Origin of the sequence: Microbacterium sp. 22303 (assembly GCF_052045265.1) — a bacterium.
GTDB lineage: Bacteria > Actinomycetota > Actinomycetes > Actinomycetales > Microbacteriaceae > Microbacterium.
The window spans coordinates 229,365-251,376 of the sequence record NZ_JBQEOQ010000003.1 but is presented as its reverse complement, the minus strand read 5'-3'; the positions used below and the strand labels follow the sequence as shown (position 1 = coordinate 251,376).

Below are 22,012 nucleotides of genomic sequence, written 5' to 3'. Positions count from 1 at the left end.
GACCCCCGCGCTGTGGTGCAGGTCTGTGCGAGGTGTTCGTCAGTCGCGGGTGGCGCGGGAGAGCATCTCGGTGTCGGTGAACTGCTCGAAGGCCACGACTTCGCCGCCTTCGAGCCGCCACACGTGAGCGACGCGGGCGGCGAAGAAGCGTCCGGTGCTCTTGTTCGTGCCGGAGTAGGTGCCGATCCCGATCACGGTGTCGCCGCCGTCGATGACCTCGTCCACCGCGAGCGTGTAGTCATCCCAGTCGTCCTGGAGACGGGTGAACACGTTCTCCACGATCGCGTCCGCGCCGACGTAGGTGCCGGCGTAGGGGAAGCCGGCAGCCTCGGTCCAGCGCACATCGGCGGCGAGCGGGGCGAGCATGCCGTCGAGGTCGCCGCGATCGCTCGCCTCGTAGTGCGCGCGGATGATGTCGGCGTTGCTCATCGTGTGTGCCCTTTCGCGGTGTCGGATTCTGGAATGGAGGCCCCCGGGGCTCAGGAAGGGAGTCGTGAGCCTCGGGGACCGGTCTGTCAGACGGGCTGGGCGTCGGGGTAGACGACCGCCCCGAGCGGGTAGATGTGGCCGCCGGCGCGGGAGTGCTCCGAGGCGCCCTCGCCGTTCAGGCCGAGGAAGATGCCGGTCGTCCTGAGCTGGTAGCCGAGGTCGTGCAGCCAGACGCTCGCGACCGCGATCCGGAACTCCCGGAAGCAGAACAGGTACAGGCCGTCCGCGAACTTCCACACGGTGGAGAGGTCGGTGTCGCCGTGCCCGCGCTGCACGCCCTCGAGGCACTGCCAGGCGTAGCGCTGGCTGGACAGGTACACGTGCTCGTACAGGTGGTGCGGACTGTACCGGTAGACGTTGCGCTTGCCGATCAGGTCGCGGCTCGGACCGGGTGCCTCGCCGCTCGGCTCGCCGCCGTCGGTCGTCGCGGCCCAGAACTCCTGGCCGACCTGCGGGGTGCCCTCGATCGCCTCCGCGGCGATCCGGGAGCGGATCACGGTCGCCCGGTGTGTGGTCGTGGAGTAGACGACGGTGAGCGCCTCGCGTTCGCGGGAGGCGAGAGGCACGTTCACGAAGACGACATCGTCACGTACCGCGACAGCGTCGTAGGGGTCGGTGCCGGAGGAGCCGAGGCCGGACCAGTCGACGGTCCCTGAGCCTGTCGACGGGCCGAACGAGAGCGCCAGTGTCTGACCGTCGTCCAGCGTGAGGGTCAGCGCCGTCCCGGCGAGGTCGGTGTTCGGCAGGCGGTAGGTGTCGATGCCGGCGGCGAACTCGTCGTAGGTCCGCCACTCGTCGAGCGCCGGATCGGCGGCGGATGCGGTCACATCGTCGGTCACAGTGGGACTCCTTCGACCCAGCCCCGCCGGACTGCGGGGTGAGGCAATGCTCCGCCGTACTCGATCCAGCGCTCAACAACCCGACGCGGATCGCGCACCGAGAGTCAACCGGCGTGCCCCCAGGAGCAAGACGCCGGTCGGGGAGATTGCTTGCTAAAAACAAGTAGCGGGATCAGACTGCAACCATGACAGTGAGCGAGCGGAAGCTGATCCTGAGTTACTACGTGTCCGTCGACGGCAAGAGCGTCGGCGCGGAGAACGGGATGCGCGGCGTCATGGAGTCGATCGACGACGACGTGCAGGAGAACGAGTATGTCCGGCAACTCTGGGAGGCGGGGGCCTTCCTGATGGGCCGGGCCTCGTACGACGCGATGAAGGGTTTCTGGCCGGTGGTGGAGCATCCGTCCGCTGCGCCGATGAACGCGATCCCGAAGGTGGTGTTCTCACGCACGCCGGTCTCGGTGGAGGAATGGGGCGAGGCGAGCATCGCCGCGGGCGACCTCTCGGAGGAGATCGCGCGGCTGAAGGCCGAGCCGGGCAAGGACCTCTTCGCGATCGCAGGCGACACCTTCCAGCGGGCGCTGATCGCCGCCGACCTCGTCGACGAGTACCGGCTCTGGGTGCTGCCCGCGGCGGCCGGCACGGGCACCGCGCTGTTCCCGAAGCGGAGCGCCCCGCTGAGGCTGCGGCTGGTGCAGAGCACGCCGTTTCCCAGCGGGATCGTCGAGCTGCGTTACGCGCGCCAGTCGTAGAACGCGACCTCCTCGAGGGGGCGTCGGAGGCGGTGACCGCGAGATCAGTGCGTGGAGCGGTACTCGCTGGGGGAGACGCCGTAGGCGGTCTTGAACGCGCGGCTGAAATGCGCAGCGTCGACGAAGCCCCAGCGGGCGGCGATCGCGGCGACGGGACGATCGGCGAGGATCGGATCCAGCAGATCTCTGCGGCACTGCTCGAGTCGGCGGGTGCGGATCCACGTCGACACGGTGGTGCCCTGCTCCTGGAACAGGCCGTGCAGGTGCCGCGTGGAGATGAAGTGCGCGGCTGCGATCGACGTGGGACCGAGCTCGGTGGATGCGAGGTTGCGGTCGATGTGCCCGCGGATGCGCTGGATGAGGGCGCGGTGCGGGTCGCCGGCCGCCTCGTCGAGTCCCAGCTCGCGGGTGAACACGGTGGAGACGAGGTCGAGGGCGCTGTGCGCGAGGCGCGCTCCCGTGGCGCCGGCGAGCTGGTCGAGGTTCGTGGCGAGCTGACGCAGGTACGGCACGACCATGCCGCCCAGGCCTTCCTGGCCCGAGATGCGCACGGCGGTGAGCTGCCCGACCATCTCCGGCGGCAGGCTCAGCAGGTGCTTCGGGAACATGACGACCATGGTGCGGAAGTCCTCGTCGAACACGAGCGAGTACGGCCGGTCGGTGTCGTAGACGGCGAGGTCGCCGGGGGCCAGGACAGCCTCGCGGTCGTCCTGGATGAGCAGGCCGGTGCCGGCCAGCATCAGGCTCACCTTGAAGTACGAACGGTCGCCGCGGGCGATGAGCTCGGGCGTGCGCTCGACGACATGGCTCGTGGCGCGCACGTCGGTGACGTGCACCTCATCGACCGAGGCGCCCCGGATCATGCCGCGGAACGGGTCGGCTCCGGTGCCGCTCACCTGGAGCGGCACGAACGAGTCGGAGACCGCGGAGCGGAACTCGCTGATGTTGCGCGCGACGAGCGTCGAGACGGACTCTGCGGGAGCGACGGGAACTGCTGCCACGGCTGATCACCTCGGGAAGATGAAGGGTGGATCGACGACTTTGTATACGATCCGTTGAGGCACTCTACCACCGCGGCCCGTCCGGCGGGTGAGTTCCCTCCTGACGGGCCGCGGCGATCGAGGATCCGGCGCTACTCCACGAGCTTCCCGGCGGTGTCCACCTCGCGGATCAGCGCGTCGATCTCCGCCGGGATCGACGGGATCTCCTCGCGTACGACGCCCGTGGACGGCGACCACACCAGGTTCACCTGCAGGGCCGGATCCATCGCGGGGTAGTCGCTGCGGTTGTGGCAGCCGCGGGTCTCGCGGCGCTCGAGCGCCGCCTCCAGCGTCGCCCGTGCGGCGAGGGCGGAGGAGCGCAGGTCGAACGCGTGCGCGAGATCCTGGAACCCGGCGATGTCGGGGTGGATCCCGATCCGCGTCATCCGCTCCTCGATCGCGTCGAGTTCGGCGAGGCCCGCGACCAGTCCGTCCTCGTTGCGGACGACGCCGGCGTGCGCCGTCATGGTGTCGCGGATCGCCCGCTGCAGGGCTCGCACGTTCTCCGGGCCGTCGGTGGCGAGCAGGTCGTCGATCTCCGCCCGCGCACGGCGCACCGCGACGGTCGAGCGGCGCTGCGCGTCGAGTCCGTAGGCGTGCGCGACGGCGGCGCGGCCGGTGATACGGCCGAACACGAGCAGCTCGATGAGCGAGTTGCCGCCGAGCCGGTTCGCGCCGTGCAGACCCGAAGAAGCTTCGCCGATCGCGTACAGCCCGTTCACGTCGGTGCGGTGGTCCTCGGGGCGCACCCAGACTCCGCCCATCGAGTAGTGCGCGGTCGGTGCGATCTCGATCGGGTCCTTCGTGATGTCGAGCATCTGCAGCTCGAGCATCGTCTGGTACACGCGCGGCAGGCGGGTCATGATCGTCTCGCGGGGCAGGTGCGAGACATCCAGCCAGACGCCCCCGTTCGGGGTGCCCCTGCCCTCCGCGATCTCCGTGTACGCGGCCAGCGCCACGCGATCGCGCGTGGAAAGCTCCATCCGCTCCGAGTCGTACTTGCTCATGAAGCGCTCACCGAGGCCGTTGCGCAGAATGCCGCCCTCGCCGCGCGCCGCCTCGGAGACCAGTGTTCCCGCCTCGCTCTCCGGTTCGATGATGCCGGAGGGGTGGAACTGCACCAGCTCGGGGTCGCGGATCCGCCCGCCGGCCTCCACGGCCAGACGGAACGAGTCGCCGGTGTTCTCGTCGCGGCGCGACGACGTGCGCCGCCAGATCCGGTTGTGGCCGCCGGCGGCGAGGATCACGGCGTCGGCGTGGATGAGGTAGCGCTCGCCGGAGACCAGGTCGAAGCCGTAGGCGCCGAAGATGCGGGGCGCGGTGCCGCCGTCGGGTGCGGCGACGTCGTCGACCAGCAGGCGCGTGATGTAGACGGTGTCGAGGATGGGGATCTCGAGCTGTTCGGCGCGGTCGACGAGTGCGCGCTGGATCTCGAGCCCGGTGTAGTCGCCCGCGAACGCGGTGCGGCGAAAGGTGTGCGCGCCGAAGAAGCGCTGCGAGATGCGGCCGTCGTCCTCGCGGGCGAAGCCCATGCCGTAACGCTCGAGGTCGCGGATGCCCTCTTCCGCGCCTCGTGTGACGATCTCGACCGTGCGGGGATCCGCGAGGAAATAGCTCTCCTTGATCGTGTCGGCGGCGTGCTGCTGCCAGCTGTCCTGCGGATCCATGGTGCCGAGGGCGGCGTTGATGCCGCCGGCCGCGAGGGAGGTGTGGGCGTCGTGGCGCGGGCGCTTGCCGACGGCGAGCACGTCGACGCCCTGCTCGGCGACCTCGATGGCCGCGCGCAGTCCGGATCCGCCGGTGCCGATCACGAGCACAGTCGTGGAGACGAGGTGCTCGTGGGTGGTGTTCTCAGTCATGGCTTCCACGCTAGGAATCCGCCGACGATTACTCCAATGCATAATGCCGCTGGACTGAATGCCTCTAGGCTATGGCCATGAACCTCGAGCAGCTCCGCGGATTCGTCGAGATCGCCCGGCTCGGCAACTTCACCCGGGCTGCCGAGGAGCTGCATCTCGCGCAGCCTTCCCTGAGCCGGCAGATCTCGACGCTGGAGCGAGAGCTCGGATCCGAGTTGTTCCATCGCGCGCGCGGGCACATCTCGCTCACGGCTGCGGGCGAGGTGCTGCTGCCGTACGCCCGCCGCATGCTCGCCGATGCCGCCTCGGTGCGCCGGGAGATGGCCGAGATCGCGGGACTGCGCCGGGGGCGGGTGCGCCTGGGCGCTCCGCCGTCGCTGTGCGCGAGCATCGTGCCGGAGGTCGTGGGCGCGTTCCGTGCCGCACACCCCGGGATCGAACTGGAGATCACCGAGCGCGGCTCGCGGGGGCTCGTGTCCGCGCTGGCCGAGGGCGCGCTGGACCTTGCGCTCCTCGCCTCCTCGGATGCGGCGGCGGCCTCTCCGGTGAGCCTCACCCGTACCGCGCTGCTGGAAGAGGATCTCGTGGTGATCTCGTCCGCCGCGCAGTCGCCGGTGAGCCACGGCCGGGCGATCGCGCTCGCCGCGGTCGCGGATCTGCCGCTCATCGCCTTCCCGCGCAGCTACGAACTGCGCGCCGCGACCGATGCCGCCTTCGCCGGATCGGGGCTGACCGCGGAGGTGGTCGTGGAGGGGCCGGAGATGGACACCGTGCTGCGCTTCGTGGAGCGCGGAGTGGGCGTCGCCGTCGTCCCCGCCATGGTGGCGCTCGACCGCCCGGGCTTGCGCGCCGTGCCGCTGGCCTCGCCGAAGCTGACCCGCACGGTGAGCCTGGCGCACCGCGCCGACATGGCGCCGACCCGCGCTGCGGCCGCTCTGCGGGACACGATCATCGCCACCGCCGATGCGCTCGTCGGATCCGGCGGCTTCGTCGCGAAGGCGGTGTGAGCCCGCTCCGGCTCGTCCTCTCCGAGCGTCGCGCGGATCAGGATCCGGAGAGCACGTCGCCGAGGACGCGTGCGGCCTCGGGGAAGCGCTCGGGGGCCGCTCCGGAGTAGTTGAGTCGGACGAACGCACCAGACGGCTCTGCGGGGAACCACTCCGACCCCGGCGCGAGGATCACGCCGCGCACCGCGCACTCGCGCACGACCTGCTCGGCGTCTCCGCCCTCGGGCAGGCGTACCCACAGATTGAGCCCGCCGCGCGGCACCGTCTCGACGCTCGCGGTCGGGGCGTGCTCGTGGAGCGCGTCGAGCAGCAGATCCCGGCGGGCCCGCAGCTGCTCCCGCAGGCCTCGCAGATGAGTGCGCCAGGCGGGCTGTGTGACGACGTCGAGCGCCGCGGCCTGCAGCAGCCCGCTGACGTACATGGACTCCGCGGCGCGATCGGCCAGGATGCGCTCCCGCGCAGGCCCGCGGGCGATGACCGCCGCGACGCGCAGGGCGGGCGACACGCTCTTGGTCAGCGAACGGAGGTAGATCACATGGCCGTCGTCGTCCTGGAGGGCGATCGGACGGGGATCCGCGTCGATCGCGAGGTCGTGCGCCCAGTCGTCCTCGATGAGGAACGCGCCGTGCTGTCGCACGATCTCGAGCACGGCGGTCCTCGTCGTCTCGGACCACATCGCGCCCGTGGGGTTCGCGAACGTCGGCTGGGCGTAGAACCCGCGGGCGCCGGTCTCGGCGAAGGCGCGTTCGACGGCATCCGGATCCGGCCCATCCGGACCGGCGGGGACGGGCACGAGCTCGACGCCCGCCTGCGCTGCCGCGAGGATCGCGCCCCAATAGGTGGGCGATTCGATGAGCAGAGGCTGGCCGACGCCGACCACGGCGCGGAAGATCGAGCTGAGCCCGCTCTGGCTGCCGGAGATGATGAGCGCGTCTCGGGCGGATGCCGGGGTCACACCGACCGGAGCGGCAGCGGCGAGCTCCCCGGCGAACCATGCCTGCAGCTCGGGGGATCCCGCCGCGGGGGAGCGCAGCACGGCCGCCTCCAGGCGGGCCGCTCGGGCGAGCGCCTGCCGGACCAGGCGTTCGGGCAGCAGTTCGGGAGCCGGGTAGCCGGAATGCAGTGCGATCGCATCGGGGGCCGCGGAGCGCTGGGTCGAGGAGAGCAGAGGCATCCGCGACGGCAGCGCCCCGAGGGCCGCGGTCTGCCAGGAGTAGTCGGCGGGTCGTGCCGTGCGCATCGCGCGGGCGAACGTGCCGACCCCGGGCCGGGTCTCGATCAGGCCGAGTGCGGACAGTCGGCGCATCGCCTTCTGCACCGTCACCGGGCTGGCCCCGTGCTGGAGCGTCAGCTCCCGATTCGAGGGGAGACGGGCGCCCGGCGCCGCACGTGCGATCCACTCGCGCAGCGCTGTCACGATGCGCTCGGTGCTATCCTGACTCATGAAAGAACAGAGTAGCGTTACTCATCCGCCACGCCAAGCGTTATCCCTCCCTCCTGGGCTCGGCTGGGGTCTTCTCGGGGTCGTGGCGTTCTCGTTCACGGTGCCGTTCACCCGGGTCGCCGTCGGCGGGCTCTCTCCGCTGTTCATCGGCTCCGGCCGTGCCGTGGTCGCCGCTGTCCTCGCCGCGTCCGCCCTCGCTCTCACACGGCAGAAGCGGCCGACGGCGCGGCAGTGGCTGCGCGTGGCGGTCGTCGCCGGCGGCGTCGTCGCGGGCTTCCCCCTGCTCACGTCCTTCGCCCTCACGTCGGTGCCGGCGAGTCACGGTGCGGTCGTCATCGGGTTGCTCCCTGCGGCGACCGCCGTCGCCGCGGTGGTGCGCACGGGGGAGCGCCCCGCCCGGTCGTTCTGGCTCTTCGCCGCCTTGGGCGCCCTGACGGCCATCCTGTTCGCGGCGCTGCAGAACGGAGGCCTCGGTGAGCTGCGGCCGTCCGACCTGCTGCTGTTCGGCGCGGTGCTCGCCGCCGCGATCGGCTACGCGGAGGGCGGGCTGCTCGCGCGGGAGCTGGGGTCCTGGCAGACCGTGTCCTGGGCTCTCGTGCTCTCGGCGCCGCTCATGCTCGTGCTGGCGACGTTCGCGCTCGTGAACCGACCGCCCGACGCGACACCCGTGCAGTGGCTCGCGTTCGCGTACCTCGCGGTGGTGAGCATGTTCCTCGCCTTCTTCGCGTGGTACCGGGGACTCGCGATCGGGCCGATGGTGCAGGTCAGCCAGATCCAGCTCGTGCAGCCCGTGCTGAGCATCCTCTGGGCGGGGATCCTGCTCCGCGAGCAGCTCGGCTGGGCCACCATCCTCGGCGGACTCGCCGTCGTCCTGTGCGCCGCGCTCGCGGTGCGCACCCGCCTTCGGAAGGACTCCTGATGCGTCACACCTCTCGCTACCTGATGACCGAACCGGACGAGGTCAAGCGGCTGATCCGCGCGCACCCGTGGGCGACGTTCGTCTCGCACACGGCGACCGGGCTCGTCGCCTCGCACTACCCCGTGATCGTGGACGAGGCCGCCTCCGCCGGCGACGAGATCGTGATCGTCAGCCATTTCGGTCGCCCCGACGAGCAGCTGCACGAGCTCGGTGCGCACCAGGTGCTCGTGATCGTGCAGGGTCCGCACGACTACGTCTCGCCGAGCTGGTACGCGCCGGGCGACCTCGTGCCGACCTGGAACCACGTCACGGCGCACCTCTACGGCACGCCGGAGATCCTCTCCGACGAGGAGAACTACGCGATGCTCGGCCGGCTCACCGATCATTTCGAGCAGCACCGGCCTCATGGCCGCAGCCTGTCCGAGGACGAGGAGGGCACCCGCCGGATCGCCCGGGGCACTGTCGGTCTGCGGATGTCCGTCGATCGCTTCGACGCCCGGGCCAAGCTCAGCCAGAACAAGACGCCCGAGGTGCGCGACACGATCGCCGCCCGCCTGGACGAGCGCAACCCCGCCCTCGCCGTCGAGATGCGGCGCCGGCGGGGTTGATCCGTCCGGTCAGTGTCCGCAGGTGCAGGCGTCCCCGCCGCCGCAGCAGGCGGATCCGGATCCGGTCGCGGCGTGCGCCTGCGATGACTCGGGCACGTCCATGCCCGGGTTCTGGTCGAGGAAGCCGTACGGGCGGAACGCGAAGCCGGCGGTGTCGACGGGCATGATCGGCCAGTCCTCGGGGCGCGGGAAGTGCGTGAGCCCGAACGTGTGCCAGAGCACGAGGTCGGTGCCGTCGGGGCCGTCCAGGGGTGCGTCGCCCGAGGAGTACTCAGGCAGCCCGGATCCGCCCTGGTGCGCGTTCGGGTAGCGGCCGGCCGGCCACAGCTCGCCTTCGCGGTGCGCGGTGGCCCAGAGGTGCTTCGTCGCGAACGCCGCGCGCGCGGCCACGGAGGAAGCCGGATCCGCCATGAGCAGCGCGGTCGGCTGCGGCACCAGCTGATAGGCGGTCGCACGGCCCACGGCATTGGTGTGGGAGGCGCTCTGCACTTCCCACACCCGGGCGACCGAGGTGTCGGCCTCGCGCTGCGCGGCGGACTCGGAGGCCAGCACGGTCTCGGTCCAACTGAACGCGTTGCCGAACGGGTTCTCCGGGCCCATCGGCACGCGCTGGGCGTCGACCTCGACGAGGCGGTTGTCGTTGCCGTCGATCGCGACGTCCAATCGTGCGGAGAAGAGATGCTGGTGCACGGGGGCGAACACGCCGGGGGCGAGCTCGGTGGCGTGACGCTGCGGGACACCGGGTTCGCCGGCGCCCACGAACACGATGCCCGTGGCCTTCGCGATCACCTCGATCGTGCCGTCCAAGCCGAAGTTCCAGTAGAAGCCGTAGTCGTAGTTGCCGATCGTGGAGAAGTACGAGACGACGAAGCGGCGGGCGCGGCGCACATCGGAGCGGCCCTCGAGATTCGTGTGCTTCCAGAGGATCCCGGTGTCCTCCTCGTGCATGCAGATCACGTTCGGGATCCGCACCGGGTTGCCATGGTCGTCGGCGACGTAGCCGTCGAGGTACCGGATCACGCCCAGGCAGTCGCAGCCGAGCTCGAGGTGGTTGGCGTTCTTGCCGAGCAGGTACTCGCCGGCGTCGAAGTAGCTGATCCAGAAGCGTCCCGGTGCGGTGTCGCCGTACGGCACCACCATCTCGGGCACGCTGGCCCGGTTCAGCACCGGCCGGCCGTCGAAGCGCACGTCGTGCAGCACGAGCCCCTCGCGGGCGTTGAAGCTCACCCGCATCGACCAGTTCTCCCACTCGACGAGGGATCCGGAGACCGAGAAGCTCGGGCCCTCGGGCTGGACGATCTCGATGGGCTTGAGGGACGTGCGCGCTTCGCCCTGCACCTCGGGGTAGTAGTTGCCGTGTCCGGCGGGCACGGGGACGTCGCCGATGTCCTCGACGCGGATCACGCTGTTTGACGTGAGGTCGATGTGCACGATGAGGCCCTCGACGGGGTGCGCCCAGGGCGAGTCGTTCTCGTCGTAGCGGAGGAACGTGAGCGAGCGGATCACCCGTCGCCCGACCTCGTCGGCGCGGCCCGTGTAGCCCGGGGCGAGCGGCCCGCAGAAGGCGAGGTCGATGTGCGCGGCGAGTCCGCGGCGCTCCATCGCGGCGCGCCACTCGGGGGAGACCTTCGCGATCGCCTCGGCGCGCTCGTACTCCTCGAACAGGTACTGCGGCTGGCCGTAGGGCGGGGCGTCGTTGGGTACCCGCTCGGCGCGCAGCACCTCGCCGCGCGTGATCGACACCACGACTTCGGTGGCGACGCCGGTCGTCATGTCGAGCAGGGTCGCGTCGACGCGGCGGTCGATCGGGGCGCCCGGCGTCCACGCCGCGAGCTCCTGGCGGGTGGGCTCGTCGGGCAGCAGCATCGGCACCCGCACGGTGTCGCCGAGCAGGCCCGCTGATTCGAGGATCGCGCGGGCGGCTGCGATCTCGGGCCCGGTGAGGGGATCCAGCGGATGCGGCGTCGGGATGGCGTCGAGCGTGATCGGCTGCGGGGCGTGGTGGGGCATCGTCGACCTCTGCGGTTTAGTTGAGCGATTGCTCAAGAAACGGGTTGGCTCGATGATAGGCCGCGCAGGGGCGCGGGCGCAACGGGCGGATCCGCGCGCCGTCACGGGGTGCAGCGTGTGACGATCGGCACAGCGTGTGGCGATCAGCACACGGATCGGCGCCATTCCTGTGCTGATCGTCACGGAGTGTGCCGATCGTGACACGGCGTGGGCCGGCTGTGGTCCCTCAGGCGCGCCAGGGGTGCAGGATCGCCGCGAGCACGCGCAGGTGCGTGGCAGCGTCCGCCGGCTCGGCGACCTCGACGATCTGCTGCCCGTACGTGATCGCGCGCAGGAGGGCCAGCACGTCGTCGAGTGGGGTGTCCGCCCGCAGTTCGCCGTCGGCGACGGCCTGTTCGAGTGCTTCGGAGGTCTCCGTGCGCCAGAGCGGGATCGTCGGAGCGGACGCCTCGGCGGTGGGCGCGATCGAGGCGAGGCGCCCCCAGAACCCCACGACGACATGCGCTTCGGTGCGCGTGGTGGCGTCGACCGGCAGAACCTCGCGCATGATCGCCTCCAGGCGTGCGAGCCCGCGCAGGCCTTCGGTCGCCGTGCGGATCCGCTCCTCGGTACGGCGGGTGACTTCGGCCGCTGCGGCGCGGATCACGTCGTCGAAGCCGTCGAAGTAGTGCCACAGGGACCCGACGGCGACGCCCAGCTCGCGCGCCACGGCCCGCGAGTTCACCCCGTCGTGGCCGTCGCGGGCGGCGACGGCCAGCAGCGCCGCGGCGATGTCGCGCCGGCGCGCGTCGTGATCGACGACTCTGGGCATGCATCCATCCTGGCGCAGATTCCGCGATGGTCGTCCGCGCATCCGGGTGGCGCCGCGGATGGATCCGGTCTGGCCAGTCACCGATCGGTCGTCGAGATCCGGATGCCTCCCGGGGGTATTGTTTTTGAGCGTTCGATCAATAACACTGTTCGGATGCTCCACATGGCAGCGACGGTGCTGATGATCGGATTCGCGATCGCCGCGGCGGCGTGCTGCCTCGGTGCCGGACGCGTCGTGCCCAGCGCGGTGCCATGGCAGGCGCGGCAGAGCGCCGTGGTGATGGCCCTCGGCATGGTCGCCTTGTGTGCGGGCGGCCACGACGCCCGCATCCTGCTGCTGGTCGCGGTCTCGGGGATCGTCTCCGCGATGCTGGGCGTGGCGGGAACGCGCGGGCGGACGCACGCCGACGCCTGCTTCCACCGCGCGCTCGGCGGCGTGGTGATGGCGGTGTGCGCTCTGGCGATGCTGCGTACCGAGGTCGTCACGGGCGCGAATCCGGGCTCGACCGGCGGCGTCGCCGCGGCGGCGGCCGCGGGTCCTGGGCATGCCGGTCACGGCGGGATCGTGCCGCTGTCCGTGGTGGCGGCGACCGGAGTCACCGTGCTGCTCGGGCTCATGCTCTTCGCGCGGGTGCGGCACCGTACGGTTCTGGGCCGTGCCGCAGCGGTCGGTGCTCGGGGGACAGCGCGCGCCGTCGCTGTCGCCGCCGGTGGCGCGTCTTCCGGTCGCGCGGTGACGCGGGGGAGCGGGGCGCTCAACGGGCGGATCCTGCTCGAGGCGGAGGGCGCGGCGATGGCGGTGTCCATGGTCGTGATGGGCGCGATGGTGCTCGTGATCTGAGGTGCATGCGGCGCCTCGCAGCCCGGCTTCCCGCGTATCGTTCGGATCCCGTACATTCTGATGCATGACCTTCTCCGGCACTGCTGCGATCGACCTGGGTAAATCGCTGTGCCGCGCTCGGCTGACGAACGACGGGGACGGGATGCGCCGCGAGGGCGGGGGCGCGCCGGGACTGGCGGCCCGCGACGGTGTGGCGCTGGCTCTGGCCTCGATCCTGCCGCTGCTGGCCGACGTCCGCCCGTCGCGGATCGGCGTGGGCGCGGCCGGAGCGATGTACGCGGCGGCCGAGGCCGATGCGCTCGCGCGCGCGATCGCCGACGACCGTGGTGCGCCCGTCGCCGTCGCATCCGACGTGGTCACCGCGCACGTCGGCGCCCTCGGCGGGGAGGCGGGTGTGCTGCTCATCGCCGGCACCGGCGCGGTCGCGCTGGGCGTCACCGCCGACGCGTATCGCAGCGTGGATGGCTGGGGGCCGGACCTGGGCGACTTCGGCAGCGGGTCCTGGCTCGGACGCGAGGGCGTGCGAGCCGTCCTCCGCGCCAGGGACGGGCTGGGGCCGGAGACGGTGCTGACAGACGTGATGACCCTGCTCATAGGCGAGGAGACGTCGCCCATCGCGTGGCTGGGAGGCGCCGCGGCGCCGGCCCGGTTGCTGGCGACCTTCGCACCCGCCGTGCTCGACGCCGCCGACCAGGGCGACGCAGCCGCGCGCGCGATCCGCGACGAGGCCGCCCGGTTGCTCGCCGAGACCGCGCTCGCCGCGTCCGATGGATCCTCCCTGGTGGCCCTGCACGGTGGCCTGACCTCGCACGACGGATTCCGCGCTGCAGTCTCATCCGCACTCGAGACCCGCGGGCTCGAAGCCGCCCCCGCCCGCGGCGATGCCCTCGACGGCGCCGCCATGATCGCCGAGGGGCGCGCCCCTCTCCACGAAAGGTTCGTGCACCGTGCCGAATGAGAGCCTGCCCGACGAAGCCCTGCCGACCGATGCCGCGGCGACCGACGATGCCCGACTCGCGGCGCTGATCGGGGAGCTGTCGCACCTGTCCACCGAGCAGGCCGACACCTCTCGCGGCGATCTCGATCTGCTGTCGACGCTCGACCTCGTGCGGGCGATGAACGCCGAGGACCGGCGGGTGCCGGAGGCGATCGCCGCCCAGGCCGATCGGATCGTCGAGGCCGTCGACGGCATCACGGAGCGCTTCCGGCGCGGCGGACGGCTGATCTACATCGGGGCGGGGACTGCGGGGCGCGTCGGGGTGCTCGACGCCTCCGAATGCCCGCCCACGTTCGGCACGGATCCGAACATGGTCGTCGGCATCATCGCCGGCGGCGAGACGGCGATCCGCAACGCCGTGGAGAACGCGGAGGACGATGACGCCGCTGCCGCGGAGTCGTTGCGCGCCCTCGGACTGGGCGAGAACGACACCGTCGTCGGGATCTCGGCCTCGGGGCGCACGCCCTACGTGCTCGGCGGACTCAGCTATGCGCGCGAGGTGGGCGCCTTCACCGTCGCGATCGCTGCGAACGCCGGATCCGCCATCGGCGCTGCCGCCGACGTGCCGATCGAAGTCGTCGTCGGCCCCGAGTTCGTGACGGGGTCGACCCGTCTCAAGGCCGGTACGTCGCAGAAGCTCGTGGTGAACATGCTCACCACGCTGTCGATGATCCGCCTCGGCAAGACCTATCGCGGCGTCATGGTCGATCTGCAGGCCACGAACGAGAAGCTGCGGGCCCGGTCGGTGCGAACCCTCATCCAGCTCAGCGGCGCGGCGCAGGACGATGCAGTGCGCGCACTTTCGGAGGCGGGCGGATCCGTCAAGCTCGCCCTGCTGATGCTCTTCACGGGCGCCTCTGCGGAGGTCGCCGCACCGGCGCTGGCGGCGTCGGGCGGCGTGCTGCGCGACGCGATCGCCGCGTTGAACTGAGCTGAGCTGAACTGAACTGAACTGAGCTTCGGCATTCAGGTCGCAGTTTCTGCGCCAAAACGGGCGTCCAAAGGACCAAAAGTGCGACCTGAACACCCTCGACGGGACGCTGGGGACGCGCAACGGTCGCGAGAGCAAGCGATCAGCTCGACCGTCGTGCCGTGGGGCGCACGAAGAACCACGCGATCAACGCCGCCACGAGTGCCGCCGCGGCCATCGTCACACCCATCGTCACCGCGTTCGCACCGCCGATGCTCACGGCGAGGGGAGACAGCAGCGACCCCACCAGGAATGTCGACATGCCGAGCAGGGCGGAGGCGGTGCCGGCGCGGGAGCTGTGGTGCGCGAGCGCGAGAGTCGATGAGTTCGGGCCGCCCAGCCCGGCGCACAGCATGAATCCGACGAGCGCGGCGGCGACGCCCCAGACGCCTGCCCCGAGAAGTGCCAGCACGGCGAGCATGACGGCGGCGATGGCCGTCGCCGTGACGCCCAGCAGATAGACGCGCAGCGGACCCGTGCGCCGCACCACCAGACGGCTGGCCTGAGTGCCTGCGATGTTGGCGAGTGCTCCGAGCGCGAAAGCGAGACCGAAGGACTGCGGATCCAGTCCGAACTCGTCCTGCAGCACGAACGACGTCAGCGACAGGTACGTGAAGAACGCCACGCCGCCGCCGGCCCCGGCGCACAGCACCGCGACGAACAGGCGGTCCCGCAGGACCGCGCCCGTGTGTGCGCCGAGCTCCCGGATCCCGCCCGCGTGACGGTCTGCGGGGTCCAGCGTCTCGGGCAGCGCGAACAGCACCACCAGCAGCAGTGCGACGCCGATGCCCGCGAGCACGCCGAAGATCCCGCGCCAGTCCATGATCCGGGCGAGCTGCCCGCCCACCACCGGCGCGATCACCGGGGCGGATCCCGACACGAGGAACAGCAGCGACAGCATGCGACTGAGCTCGGCGCCGTCGAACTGGTCGCGGGCGACGGCGAGGCAGATGACGATGCCCGCGGAGCCGGCGAGTCCCTGCAGGAAGCGTGCGATCAGCAGCACCTCGATCCCGGGGGCGAGCGCGCAGACGAGCGACAGCACGGCGAAGGCCGAGACACCGACCAGGAGCGGGCGGCGCCGGCCGAAGCGGTCGCTGAGCGGCCCGGCGGCGAGCTGGCCGAGTCCGAGGCCCACCATGCACGCCGACATCGTGGCCTGCGCCAGCACGTCGCTCGTGCCGAGTGCTGTGGCGAGCTGCGGCAGCTGCGGCAGATACAGGTCCATCGACAGCGGGCCGAACGCCTCCAGCAACCCGAGCACGAGCATCGCGCGCAGCGTGCCCATGCGCGGGCGGGCGAGCACCTCGCTCATCCGTCGAGTCGCAGCACGCGGCGCAGCCAGCTCTCCCGTGCGGCGTTCGCCGCCACCGACACCGCGGCGTCCGGGGAGAAGCCGTGGAACCCGTGATACCCGCCGGCCCAGACGTGCAGCTCGGCCTGTCCTCCGGTCGCCCAGATCCGTGACGCGTAGTCGACCGCCTCGTCGCGGAACGTCTCGGCCGCGCCCACCTCGATGTATGCGGGGGCGAGGCCGGCGAGATCGGTCGCTCGTGCCGGGGCCGTGTACGGCGACACCCGGTCGGTGAACCGGTCGGATCCGGCGATCGCCGTCCAGGCGGTGTCGTTGTTGTTGCGGTCCCACGCGCCGATGCCGTCGTACTGCCGCGCCGACACCGTCTCGTTGCGGTCATCGAGCATGGGGCAGCCGAGCAGCTGCCCGGCGAGGCGCGGGCCGTTGCGATCGCGCGCCAGGAGGGCCACCGCCGCGGAGAGCCCGCCACCGGCGCTCTGCCCCGACGCGATGATGCGGTCGGGATCGATGCCGAGTTCGGCGGCGTGCGCCACCATCCACACCAGCGCCGCGTAGCAGTCCTCGGCCTGCGCCGGACCGGGGTGTTCCGGGGCGAGACGGTACTCCACGGCGACGCCCACGACGCCGTGCCGCTCGGCCAGGTCGATGAGCTCCGGCGTGCCGAAGAAGCGCGTGCCGAGCACCATGCCGCCGCCGTGGATGGACAGCACGGCGGGCCCCGGATCCGGGCTGGCGGTCGCGGGCCGGACGATCGTGATCTCCACGTCCGGTGCGCCGGCGGGGCCGGGGATCACCCGGTCCTCCCAGGTCACCGCTCTGCCTGCGGCCTGCGCGGTGATCGGCGGGATGATCGTCGCGAAGTGCGCGCGGTTCGCCAGGATCGTGTCGGCGCGCAGCGGGATGATCTCGACCAGGTCCAGGAACGCCGCGAGGCCGTCGACGAGCTCGGGGTCGTAGGGCACGGGCGTGATGGATCCGATCGCGGTCCCATTCGTCGTCATCACGCGCCCCAGATCCGGCGCAGCCAGCTCGCCCGCGCGGCCAGCGCCGCCCGCGAGATCTCAGCCTCGGGCATGTACATGTCGAAACCGTGGGCTCCGCCGCCCCAGACGTGCAGCTCGGCTCGACCGCCGGTGGCCCAGATCCGCAGCGCGTAGCGGGTGTCCTCGTCGCGGAACATCTCCGCCTCGCCGACCTCGATGAAGGCCGGGGCGAGGTTCGAGACGTCGACGGCGTGCGCCGGCGCGGCGTAGCCGGAGGCCTCCGGGCTGAACGCCAGTTCGTCGCCGAGCAGGCACGACCAGGCGAGCAGGTTCGCCTCGCGCTGCCACGTGCCGATCCCGTCGTACTGCAGGCTCGACACGGTGGTGTTCGTGTTGTCGAGCATCGGGCACAGCAGCAGCTGCCCGGCCAGCACCGGCCCCTGGCGGTCGCGGGCGAGCAGGGCGACGCCGGCGGCGAGGCAGCCGCCCGCGCTGCCGCCGCCGACGACGATCCGGTCGGGGTCGACGCCGAGCTCGGCGGCGTGGGCGTGCAGCCAGAGCAGTGCGGCGTAGCAGTCCTCGAGCCCGGCCGGGGAGGGGTGCTCCGGCGCGAGCCGGTACTCGACGTTGACCGCGACCACGCCGTGCTCCGCCACGATGTCGACCACGCGGCCGGTCTCCCAGCTGCGGTGCCCGACGATCTGTCCGCCGCCGTGGATGTTCAGGTAGGCGGGACGGCTCCGGTCGGAGGATCCACGCGGGCGGAAGATCGTGATCTCGATCCCGGGCGCCCCCGCCGGGCCCGGGATCACCCGGTCCTCCCAGTCGATCGCGCGCCCGGCGATCACCGTGTCGTTGTCGGGGAACATCGCGTCTGTGCCCTCGCGGGGCAGGGTCTCGCGGGTGAGGGCGGGCGGCGGGTTCAGCGCGATCGCATCGAGCACGATCTGCACCTCAGGGTCGAACGGGACCGGGGTCACGGTCGGATAGCCGGCGGCGGTGACGGTCATGCGGTGCTGCCTTTCGGTGGATACGGGAAGTTCAGGGACCTTCGGGATCGACGACGTCGCGGTCGGCCCAGAAGGGTTCGACGAGGCGGCGCAGCTCGGCCGATCCGACTCGGTCGACGAGCGCCGCCGCCTCGAGGTTCGCGCGCAGCTGCGCGATGCTCGAGGCCCCGAACAAGGTCGTGGTGAGCGCAGGGTGCGTGAGCGTGAAGGCGATGCCGAGCTGCGCCGGCGTCACCTCGAGCGACTCCGCGAGCGCCGTGAACGCCGGGACGTCGTCGACGATGCGCTGCCGGATGCCGCCCGGATCCCGGCCGATCTGCCGCTCGCCGTTCACCTTGCCGGCGAGCACTCCGCCCTCCAGGCAATCCGAGGCCTGCAGGGTCAGCCCCTGCTCCCAGAGCCGCGCGAACGGCTCGCCATCGGGAATGGACCGGCGCGAGACGCTGTACTTCAGCTGAGCGATCTGCGGACCTGCGACTCCCTCCGCGGCGGCGATGTCGATCAGCGCCTGGATGGATCCGGCCGACCAGTTGTTCACGCCCCAGGCGCGGATCAGCCCGCTATCTGCGAGGCCGGCGAGATCGAGCACGAGGTCGCGCAGTTCCAGGTCCTCCCGGCGCAGGTCGCCGAGGATCACCAGATCCGCATGCTCCGTGCCGACGCGGAACAGGGCGTTCTCGAGCTGCGGGCGGAAGCCGTCGGCGCCGAACGCCTCGAGCCACAGCTTCGACGACAGCAGCCACTCGTCGCGGCGGAGCCCCGCCGCGCGGACCATCGCGCTGAAGATGACGTCGGTGAAGGCGGGCGGCATACCGGGCCCGGTGTAGACGCCGACGTCGAAGAGGTTCACGCCGCGGTCGACGGCCTCGCGGAGCATGGCCGTGGCGTCGCCGAAGTCCATGCGGTCATAGGTGTGCCAGGATCCCAGCGAGAACAGCGAGGCGTGGATGCCGCTGGTGCCGATCTCGCGGCGGGGGAGTGTCGTGGTCATCGTGGTCCTCACAGCCGGGGGTCGATGACGGCCTTGACCTCATCGAGGTGGTGCATGTTCGCGATCTTCTCGGAGGCCTGGGCGAGTCCGACCGGCGCGCTGAACAGGTCGTCCCATTCGAAGCGGTCTGCGAAGGCCTGGAAGAAGTCGATCGAGCGGGCGTAGTCGGCGATGTCGCCGTTGAGCGAGCCGACCATGGTCAGTTCCTTGCCCATGAGCGTGCTGACCGGGAAGGCGTCCCCGACGGGGCCGGTGGATCCGACGATCACGACGGTGCCGCGCTGCGCGGCCATGCCGACGGCGTCCGGCCCCACACTCGGGGCGCCGGCGAAGTCGAACACGTGGTCTGCGCCGCGTCCGTCGGTGAGCTCCATGACCTGGGCGACGACGGGGCCGTCGCGGAAGTCCACGACCGCATCCGCGCCGAACCGCGCCGCGAGTTCGAGCCGCGCAGCCGGTGCGCCGACGGTGATGACACGCCCGGCGCCCGAGATCTTCGCCACGGCGGTCGCGAAGATGCCGAGTGCGCCGGCGCCCTGCACGACGACCGTGGAGCCGGGCCGGATCCTCCCACCGCGTTCGAACGCGCGCAGCACGGTCTTCGCCGCGCAGCCGGCCATCGAGGCCCAGGTGTCCTTCACCGCATCGGGCAGCAGCAGCTTCGCCGCCCCCGGCGTGACGTAGGCGTACTCGCTGAGGCCCGCGGTCGCGAACGGCGGCACGTCGGAGCGCTGCAGGAAGCCGTAGCCGCGCCGGGAGCAGTGCACGGGCTCGCGCAGCACGACGCAGCCGTAGCACTCGCCGCAGGTCGACTCGGACCACCCGATCCGGTCGCCGATGTGCAGCGGCCGGCCGAGCGCGTCGACGGTGCCGTTGCCGAGGGCGACGATCTCGCCGACCATCTCGTGGCCGAGCACCATCGGCAGCATGCCGGGGAAGGTCATCCTGCCCTCCCAGATCTCGATGTCGGTGCCGCACAGGGTCGACACCGCGATCCGCACCAGCGCGGCGCCGGGCGCGACCTCGGCCGGGAGCGGCAGTTCCTGCAGGGTGAGGGGCTGACCGTGCTCCGTGAGCACGGCCGCGCGGGTGGTGGTGGGGATGGTCATGCGGATCCTTCCGGGATCTGGCGCTTCGACAGGCTCAGCGACCATGTTTCAGACGAGCAGCTGGCCCCCGTCGACGGGGACGGAGACGCCGGTGATGTGGCTCGCGGCGGGGCCGGCGAGGAAGACGACGAGCGGGGCGACCTGCTCGACCTCGGCGATCGTGCCGAGCGGGATCCGCGCCTCCCAGGCGGCGCGCGCCTCGGGGTCGGTGGCGAAGCCGGCGGTGAGCGGGGTGAGGATCGGGCCGGGCGCGACCGCGTTCACGCGGATCCGGCGCCTGGCGAGCTCGATCGCGGCGGTGCGGGTCATGGCGTCGACGGCGGCCTTGGTCATCTCGTAGTGCCCCATGCCGGGCGTGGGCTGGCGCCCGCCGATCGACGAGGTGTTCACGATCGCGCCGCCGTCGGGCAGGCGCGGGGCGAACTCGCGGAGCATGAGGAACGTGCCGCGGATGTTCACGGCCACGGCGGCGTCGAAGACCTCGAGCGGGACCTGCTGCTGGGTGCCGCCGCCGAGCACGACGCCGGCGTTGTTGACGAGCACGTCGATGGTGCCGAGTGACTCTCCCGCCGCGGCGACCGAGGCGGGATCGGAGATGTCGAGCGCGAGTGCGGTGGCGTCGAGCTCCGCAGCCACCGCGGCCGCGGCGTCGGCGTTCACATCGCCGATGATCACCTCGTCTCCGGCCTCGCGGAAGGCGGCGGCGATGCCGCGGCCGAGCCCGGAGGCTCCTCCGGTTACGAGAATGCGGCGGGGGGAGATGGTCATCTCACGTCCTCTCTGACGGGGCATCTCCGTTATATTCTACAAGCATAGAAAAACGCAACCCGGGATCCCCCTGGTCGTTGAGCGAGGACGGCGAAGCCGCCCGAGACGAAACGCCCTCAGAGCAAGGAGTACTCATGTCAGCGTCGACACTTCCGCACCGCGCCCTCGGCGGGCTCGCCGTCCCACCGCTCGCGCTGGGATCCTGGAACACCTGGGATCGGATGGATCCCGACGCTGCCGTCACGATGATCCGCCGCGCCGTCGAGCTCGATGCCGGCTTCTTCGACGTCGCGTACTACAACATGGGGCCGCACGCCGAGAACTCGCGCACCGACATCCTCTTCGGGGAGGCCCTGCGGGCGAGCGGCGTCGCGCGGGACGAGATCGTGCTGTGCGGCAAGCTCTGGCTGTGGGACTGGCCGAACCAGTCCTTCCGCGCCCAGCTCGTCGAGAGTCTGGAGCGCGCGGAACTCGACCGCTTCGACACGCTCGTCGTCGGCGACTACCTCGACGAGCCCGATGTCGCGCGGATTGTGACCGACGTGAACGAGCTCATCGCCGAGGGGCTCGTGGGCGGCTGGGGGATCAACAACTGGCGGATCGGGCACACGCGGACCGCGCTGGCCGCGGCGGCCGACACGGGTCTCGTCGGGCCCTCGTTCGCCCAGCTCAAGTACGGAATCGCCCGGCGCGCCATGGCGGAGGGCGCCGCGTACGGCCCCCTCTTCGCGGACGGGACGCTCGCGTTGCAGGCCTCGGACGTGTTCGAGGGCGGGATCCTCGCGACCGGCCGCGCGCCCCAGCGCAAGATCGGCGCCGACGTCGGCGGCATCCGCGAGCGCATCCTCGCCCTGTACCCGGAGGTCGCCCGCATCGCCCGCGACTACGGCGTCGCGCCGACGGCCCTCGGCATCGCGTTCTGCCTCACGCATCCCGCCGCGGCGAACGTGCTGTTCGGGGCTTCCCGGATCGAGCAGCTGGAGCAGAACCACGCCGCCCTCGCCCTGGTCGCCGAGCGCGGCGCCGAGGTGCGCGAGGCGCTGGCCGGCCTGCAGGTCGACGTGGATGTCAACGACGACGGAGCGTGGTGAGCGCGAACCGTGCGTTCCTGGTCATGCCGGACGCGCCACGCGGCAAGCCGGAAGGCCCTCAGGCGGCCACGGTCGGGGGAGAGGGCTTGCGGTCTTTTTCCACGCATGTAGACTAAACGCAACGACACATCGAAGTGACGTCGGTGAGGCTCCCCGGAGC

The 22,012-nt window shown here is 71.4% G+C and carries 21 protein-coding genes; 8 read left to right on the top strand and 13 right to left on the bottom strand.

The features are described 5' to 3' along the window. Positions 1-39: 39 nt before the first annotated feature. A complete protein-coding gene (locus tag ACTJI8_RS10685) occupies positions 40-429 on the bottom strand; it encodes a nuclear transport factor 2 family protein (RefSeq protein WP_440733419.1) in 390 nt (129 codons plus the stop codon). Between the two features lie 86 nt (positions 430-515). Continuing rightward, positions 516-1,328, bottom strand: a complete 813-nt coding sequence (locus tag ACTJI8_RS10680; protein ID WP_440733418.1) for a MoaF C-terminal domain-containing protein — start codon at positions 1,326-1,328, stop codon at positions 516-518. Between the two features lie 185 nt (positions 1,329-1,513). On the opposite strand from ACTJI8_RS10680, the gene ACTJI8_RS10675 reads away from it, so the two are divergent. Beyond that, positions 1,514-2,080: a dihydrofolate reductase family protein gene (locus ACTJI8_RS10675; protein WP_440733417.1), complete on the top strand. Its 567-nt coding sequence runs from the start codon at positions 1,514-1,516 to the stop codon at positions 2,078-2,080. A gap of 44 nt (positions 2,081-2,124) precedes the next feature. On the opposite strand, the gene ACTJI8_RS10670 is transcribed toward ACTJI8_RS10675, so the two are convergent. Both ACTJI8_RS10670 and ACTJI8_RS10665 read right to left on the bottom strand, forming a co-directional pair. Further along, positions 2,125-3,081 carry a helix-turn-helix domain-containing protein gene (locus tag ACTJI8_RS10670; RefSeq protein WP_440733416.1) on the bottom strand — a complete coding sequence of 319 codons (957 nt, stop codon included), beginning with the start codon at positions 3,079-3,081 and terminating at the stop codon, positions 2,125-2,127. A 131-nt stretch (positions 3,082-3,212) separates the two neighbouring features. Then, entirely contained in the window at positions 3,213-4,979 is a 1,767-nt protein-coding gene (locus ACTJI8_RS10665; protein ID WP_440733415.1) for an FAD-binding protein, read from the bottom strand. Positions 4,980-5,056: 77 nt separating this feature from the next. Between ACTJI8_RS10665 and ACTJI8_RS10660 the strand changes: the two genes are divergently transcribed. Further along, complete coding sequence (locus ACTJI8_RS10660; protein WP_440733414.1) at positions 5,057-5,986, top strand: LysR family transcriptional regulator; 930 nt, start codon at positions 5,057-5,059, stop codon at positions 5,984-5,986. A gap of 37 nt (positions 5,987-6,023) precedes the next feature. Here the strand turns inward: ACTJI8_RS10660 and ACTJI8_RS10655 are convergent, their stop codons facing one another. After that, positions 6,024-7,430, bottom strand: coding sequence for a PLP-dependent aminotransferase family protein (locus ACTJI8_RS10655; RefSeq protein WP_440733413.1), 1,407 nt, complete (start codon positions 7,428-7,430; stop codon positions 6,024-6,026). Here ACTJI8_RS10655 and ACTJI8_RS10650 point away from each other — a divergent pair. Further along, the gene (locus ACTJI8_RS10650) at positions 7,429-8,349 is read left to right on the top strand and encodes a DMT family transporter (protein ID WP_440733412.1); all 921 of its coding nucleotides are present in this window, start codon (positions 7,429-7,431) and stop codon (positions 8,347-8,349) included. The genes ACTJI8_RS10655 and ACTJI8_RS10650 overlap by 2 nt on opposite strands. After that, the gene (locus ACTJI8_RS10645; protein WP_440733411.1) at positions 8,349-8,957 is read left to right on the top strand and encodes an FMN-binding negative transcriptional regulator; all 609 of its coding nucleotides are present in this window, start codon (positions 8,349-8,351) and stop codon (positions 8,955-8,957) included. The genes ACTJI8_RS10650 and ACTJI8_RS10645 overlap by 1 nt, the downstream gene beginning before the upstream one ends. A 9-nt stretch (positions 8,958-8,966) precedes the next feature. On the opposite strand, the gene ACTJI8_RS10640 is transcribed toward ACTJI8_RS10645, so the two are convergent. Together ACTJI8_RS10640 and ACTJI8_RS10635 are read right to left on the bottom strand one after the other, a co-directional pair. After that, positions 8,967-10,967, bottom strand: a complete 2,001-nt coding sequence (locus ACTJI8_RS10640; protein WP_440733410.1) for a primary-amine oxidase — start codon at positions 10,965-10,967, stop codon at positions 8,967-8,969. 226 nt (positions 10,968-11,193) lie between these two features. Beyond that, on the bottom strand, positions 11,194-11,778 hold the full coding sequence (locus ACTJI8_RS10635) for a TetR/AcrR family transcriptional regulator (protein ID WP_440733409.1): 585 nt from the start codon (positions 11,776-11,778) through the stop codon (positions 11,194-11,196). Positions 11,779-11,931: 153 nt separating this feature from the next. On the opposite strand from ACTJI8_RS10635, the gene ACTJI8_RS10630 reads away from it, so the two are divergent. The 3 genes from ACTJI8_RS10630 to murQ all read left to right on the top strand — a co-directional run bounded on the left by ACTJI8_RS10630 (position 11,932) and on the right by murQ (position 14,546). Next, positions 11,932-12,618, top strand: coding sequence for a hypothetical protein (locus ACTJI8_RS10630; protein WP_440733408.1), 687 nt, complete (start codon positions 11,932-11,934; stop codon positions 12,616-12,618). 64 nt (positions 12,619-12,682) lie between these two features. Continuing rightward, the gene (locus ACTJI8_RS10625; RefSeq protein WP_440733407.1) at positions 12,683-13,576 is read left to right on the top strand and encodes an N-acetylglucosamine kinase; all 894 of its coding nucleotides are present in this window, start codon (positions 12,683-12,685) and stop codon (positions 13,574-13,576) included. Then, positions 13,566-14,546 carry an N-acetylmuramic acid 6-phosphate etherase gene (gene murQ / locus ACTJI8_RS10620; protein WP_440733406.1) on the top strand — a complete coding sequence of 327 codons (981 nt, stop codon included), beginning with the start codon at positions 13,566-13,568 and terminating at the stop codon, positions 14,544-14,546. Before ACTJI8_RS10625 ends, murQ begins: the two co-directional genes overlap by 11 nt. A 142-nt stretch (positions 14,547-14,688) precedes the next feature. Here the strand turns inward: murQ and ACTJI8_RS10615 are convergent, their stop codons facing one another. From ACTJI8_RS10615 to ACTJI8_RS10590, 6 genes are read right to left on the bottom strand one after another with little or no spacing between them, the layout of a single operon-like run. Beyond that, the gene (locus ACTJI8_RS10615; RefSeq protein WP_440733405.1) at positions 14,689-15,900 is read right to left on the bottom strand and encodes a multidrug effflux MFS transporter; all 1,212 of its coding nucleotides are present in this window, start codon (positions 15,898-15,900) and stop codon (positions 14,689-14,691) included. Beyond that, entirely contained in the window at positions 15,897-16,901 is a 1,005-nt protein-coding gene (locus tag ACTJI8_RS10610) for an alpha/beta hydrolase (protein ID WP_440733404.1), read from the bottom strand. The genes ACTJI8_RS10615 and ACTJI8_RS10610 overlap by 4 nt, the downstream gene beginning before the upstream one ends. Next, the gene (locus tag ACTJI8_RS10605; protein ID WP_440733403.1) at positions 16,901-17,893 is read right to left on the bottom strand and encodes an alpha/beta hydrolase; all 993 of its coding nucleotides are present in this window, start codon (positions 17,891-17,893) and stop codon (positions 16,901-16,903) included. The genes ACTJI8_RS10610 and ACTJI8_RS10605 overlap by 1 nt, the downstream gene beginning before the upstream one ends. A 31-nt stretch (positions 17,894-17,924) precedes the next feature. Further along, complete coding sequence (locus ACTJI8_RS10600; RefSeq protein WP_440733402.1) at positions 17,925-18,884, bottom strand: aldo/keto reductase; 960 nt, start codon at positions 18,882-18,884, stop codon at positions 17,925-17,927. 8 nt (positions 18,885-18,892) lie between these two features. Next, positions 18,893-19,993 (bottom strand): zinc-binding dehydrogenase, encoded by a 1,101-nt coding sequence (locus ACTJI8_RS10595; RefSeq protein ID WP_440733401.1) that lies wholly within the window; start codon positions 19,991-19,993, stop codon positions 18,893-18,895. Positions 19,994-20,041: 48 nt separating this feature from the next. Then, positions 20,042-20,761 carry an SDR family NAD(P)-dependent oxidoreductase gene (locus ACTJI8_RS10590; protein ID WP_440733400.1) on the bottom strand — a complete coding sequence of 240 codons (720 nt, stop codon included), beginning with the start codon at positions 20,759-20,761 and terminating at the stop codon, positions 20,042-20,044. Between the two features lie 134 nt (positions 20,762-20,895). Here ACTJI8_RS10590 and ACTJI8_RS10585 point away from each other — a divergent pair, with 134 nt between their 5' ends. Continuing rightward, a complete protein-coding gene (locus tag ACTJI8_RS10585) occupies positions 20,896-21,852 on the top strand; it encodes an aldo/keto reductase (RefSeq protein WP_440733399.1) in 957 nt (318 codons plus the stop codon). Positions 21,853-22,012: the final 160 nt, after the last annotated feature.

Bases quoted from the DNA above. Each gene is read 5' to 3' on its own strand.
- ACTJI8_RS10685 (WP_440733419.1), bottom strand. From the start codon at position 429: ATGAGCAACGCCGACATCATCCGCGCGCACTACGAGGCGAGCGATCGC.
- ACTJI8_RS10675 (WP_440733417.1), top strand. From the start codon at position 1,514: ATGACAGTGAGCGAGCGGAAGCTGATCCTGAGTTACTACGTGTCCGTC.
- ACTJI8_RS10665 (WP_440733415.1), bottom strand. From the start codon at position 4,979: ATGACTGAGAACACCACCCACGAGCACCTCGTCTCCACGACTGTGCTC.
- ACTJI8_RS10660 (WP_440733414.1), top strand. From the start codon at position 5,057: ATGAACCTCGAGCAGCTCCGCGGATTCGTCGAGATCGCCCGGCTCGGC.
- ACTJI8_RS10650 (WP_440733412.1), top strand. From the start codon at position 7,429: ATGAAAGAACAGAGTAGCGTTACTCATCCGCCACGCCAAGCGTTATCC.
- ACTJI8_RS10655 (WP_440733413.1), bottom strand. From the start codon at position 7,430: ATGAGTCAGGATAGCACCGAGCGCATCGTGACAGCGCTGCGCGAGTGG.
- ACTJI8_RS10645 (WP_440733411.1), top strand. From the start codon at position 8,349: ATGCGTCACACCTCTCGCTACCTGATGACCGAACCGGACGAGGTCAAG.
- ACTJI8_RS10640 (WP_440733410.1), bottom strand. From the start codon at position 10,967: ATGCCCCACCACGCCCCGCAGCCGATCACGCTCGACGCCATCCCGACG.
- ACTJI8_RS10635 (WP_440733409.1), bottom strand. From the start codon at position 11,778: ATGCCCAGAGTCGTCGATCACGACGCGCGCCGGCGCGACATCGCCGCG.
- ACTJI8_RS10630 (WP_440733408.1), top strand. From the start codon at position 11,932: ATGCTCCACATGGCAGCGACGGTGCTGATGATCGGATTCGCGATCGCC.
- ACTJI8_RS10625 (WP_440733407.1), top strand. From the start codon at position 12,683: ATGACCTTCTCCGGCACTGCTGCGATCGACCTGGGTAAATCGCTGTGC.
- ACTJI8_RS10615 (WP_440733405.1), bottom strand. From the start codon at position 15,900: ATGAGCGAGGTGCTCGCCCGCCCGCGCATGGGCACGCTGCGCGCGATG.
- ACTJI8_RS10610 (WP_440733404.1), bottom strand. From the start codon at position 16,901: ATGACGACGAATGGGACCGCGATCGGATCCATCACGCCCGTGCCCTAC.
- ACTJI8_RS10605 (WP_440733403.1), bottom strand. From the start codon at position 17,893: ATGACCGTCACCGCCGCCGGCTATCCGACCGTGACCCCGGTCCCGTTC.
- ACTJI8_RS10600 (WP_440733402.1), bottom strand. From the start codon at position 18,884: ATGACCACGACACTCCCCCGCCGCGAGATCGGCACCAGCGGCATCCAC.
- ACTJI8_RS10595 (WP_440733401.1), bottom strand. From the start codon at position 19,993: ATGACCATCCCCACCACCACCCGCGCGGCCGTGCTCACGGAGCACGGT.
- ACTJI8_RS10590 (WP_440733400.1), bottom strand. From the start codon at position 20,761: ATGACCATCTCCCCCCGCCGCATTCTCGTAACCGGAGGAGCCTCCGGG.
- ACTJI8_RS10585 (WP_440733399.1), top strand. From the start codon at position 20,896: ATGTCAGCGTCGACACTTCCGCACCGCGCCCTCGGCGGGCTCGCCGTC.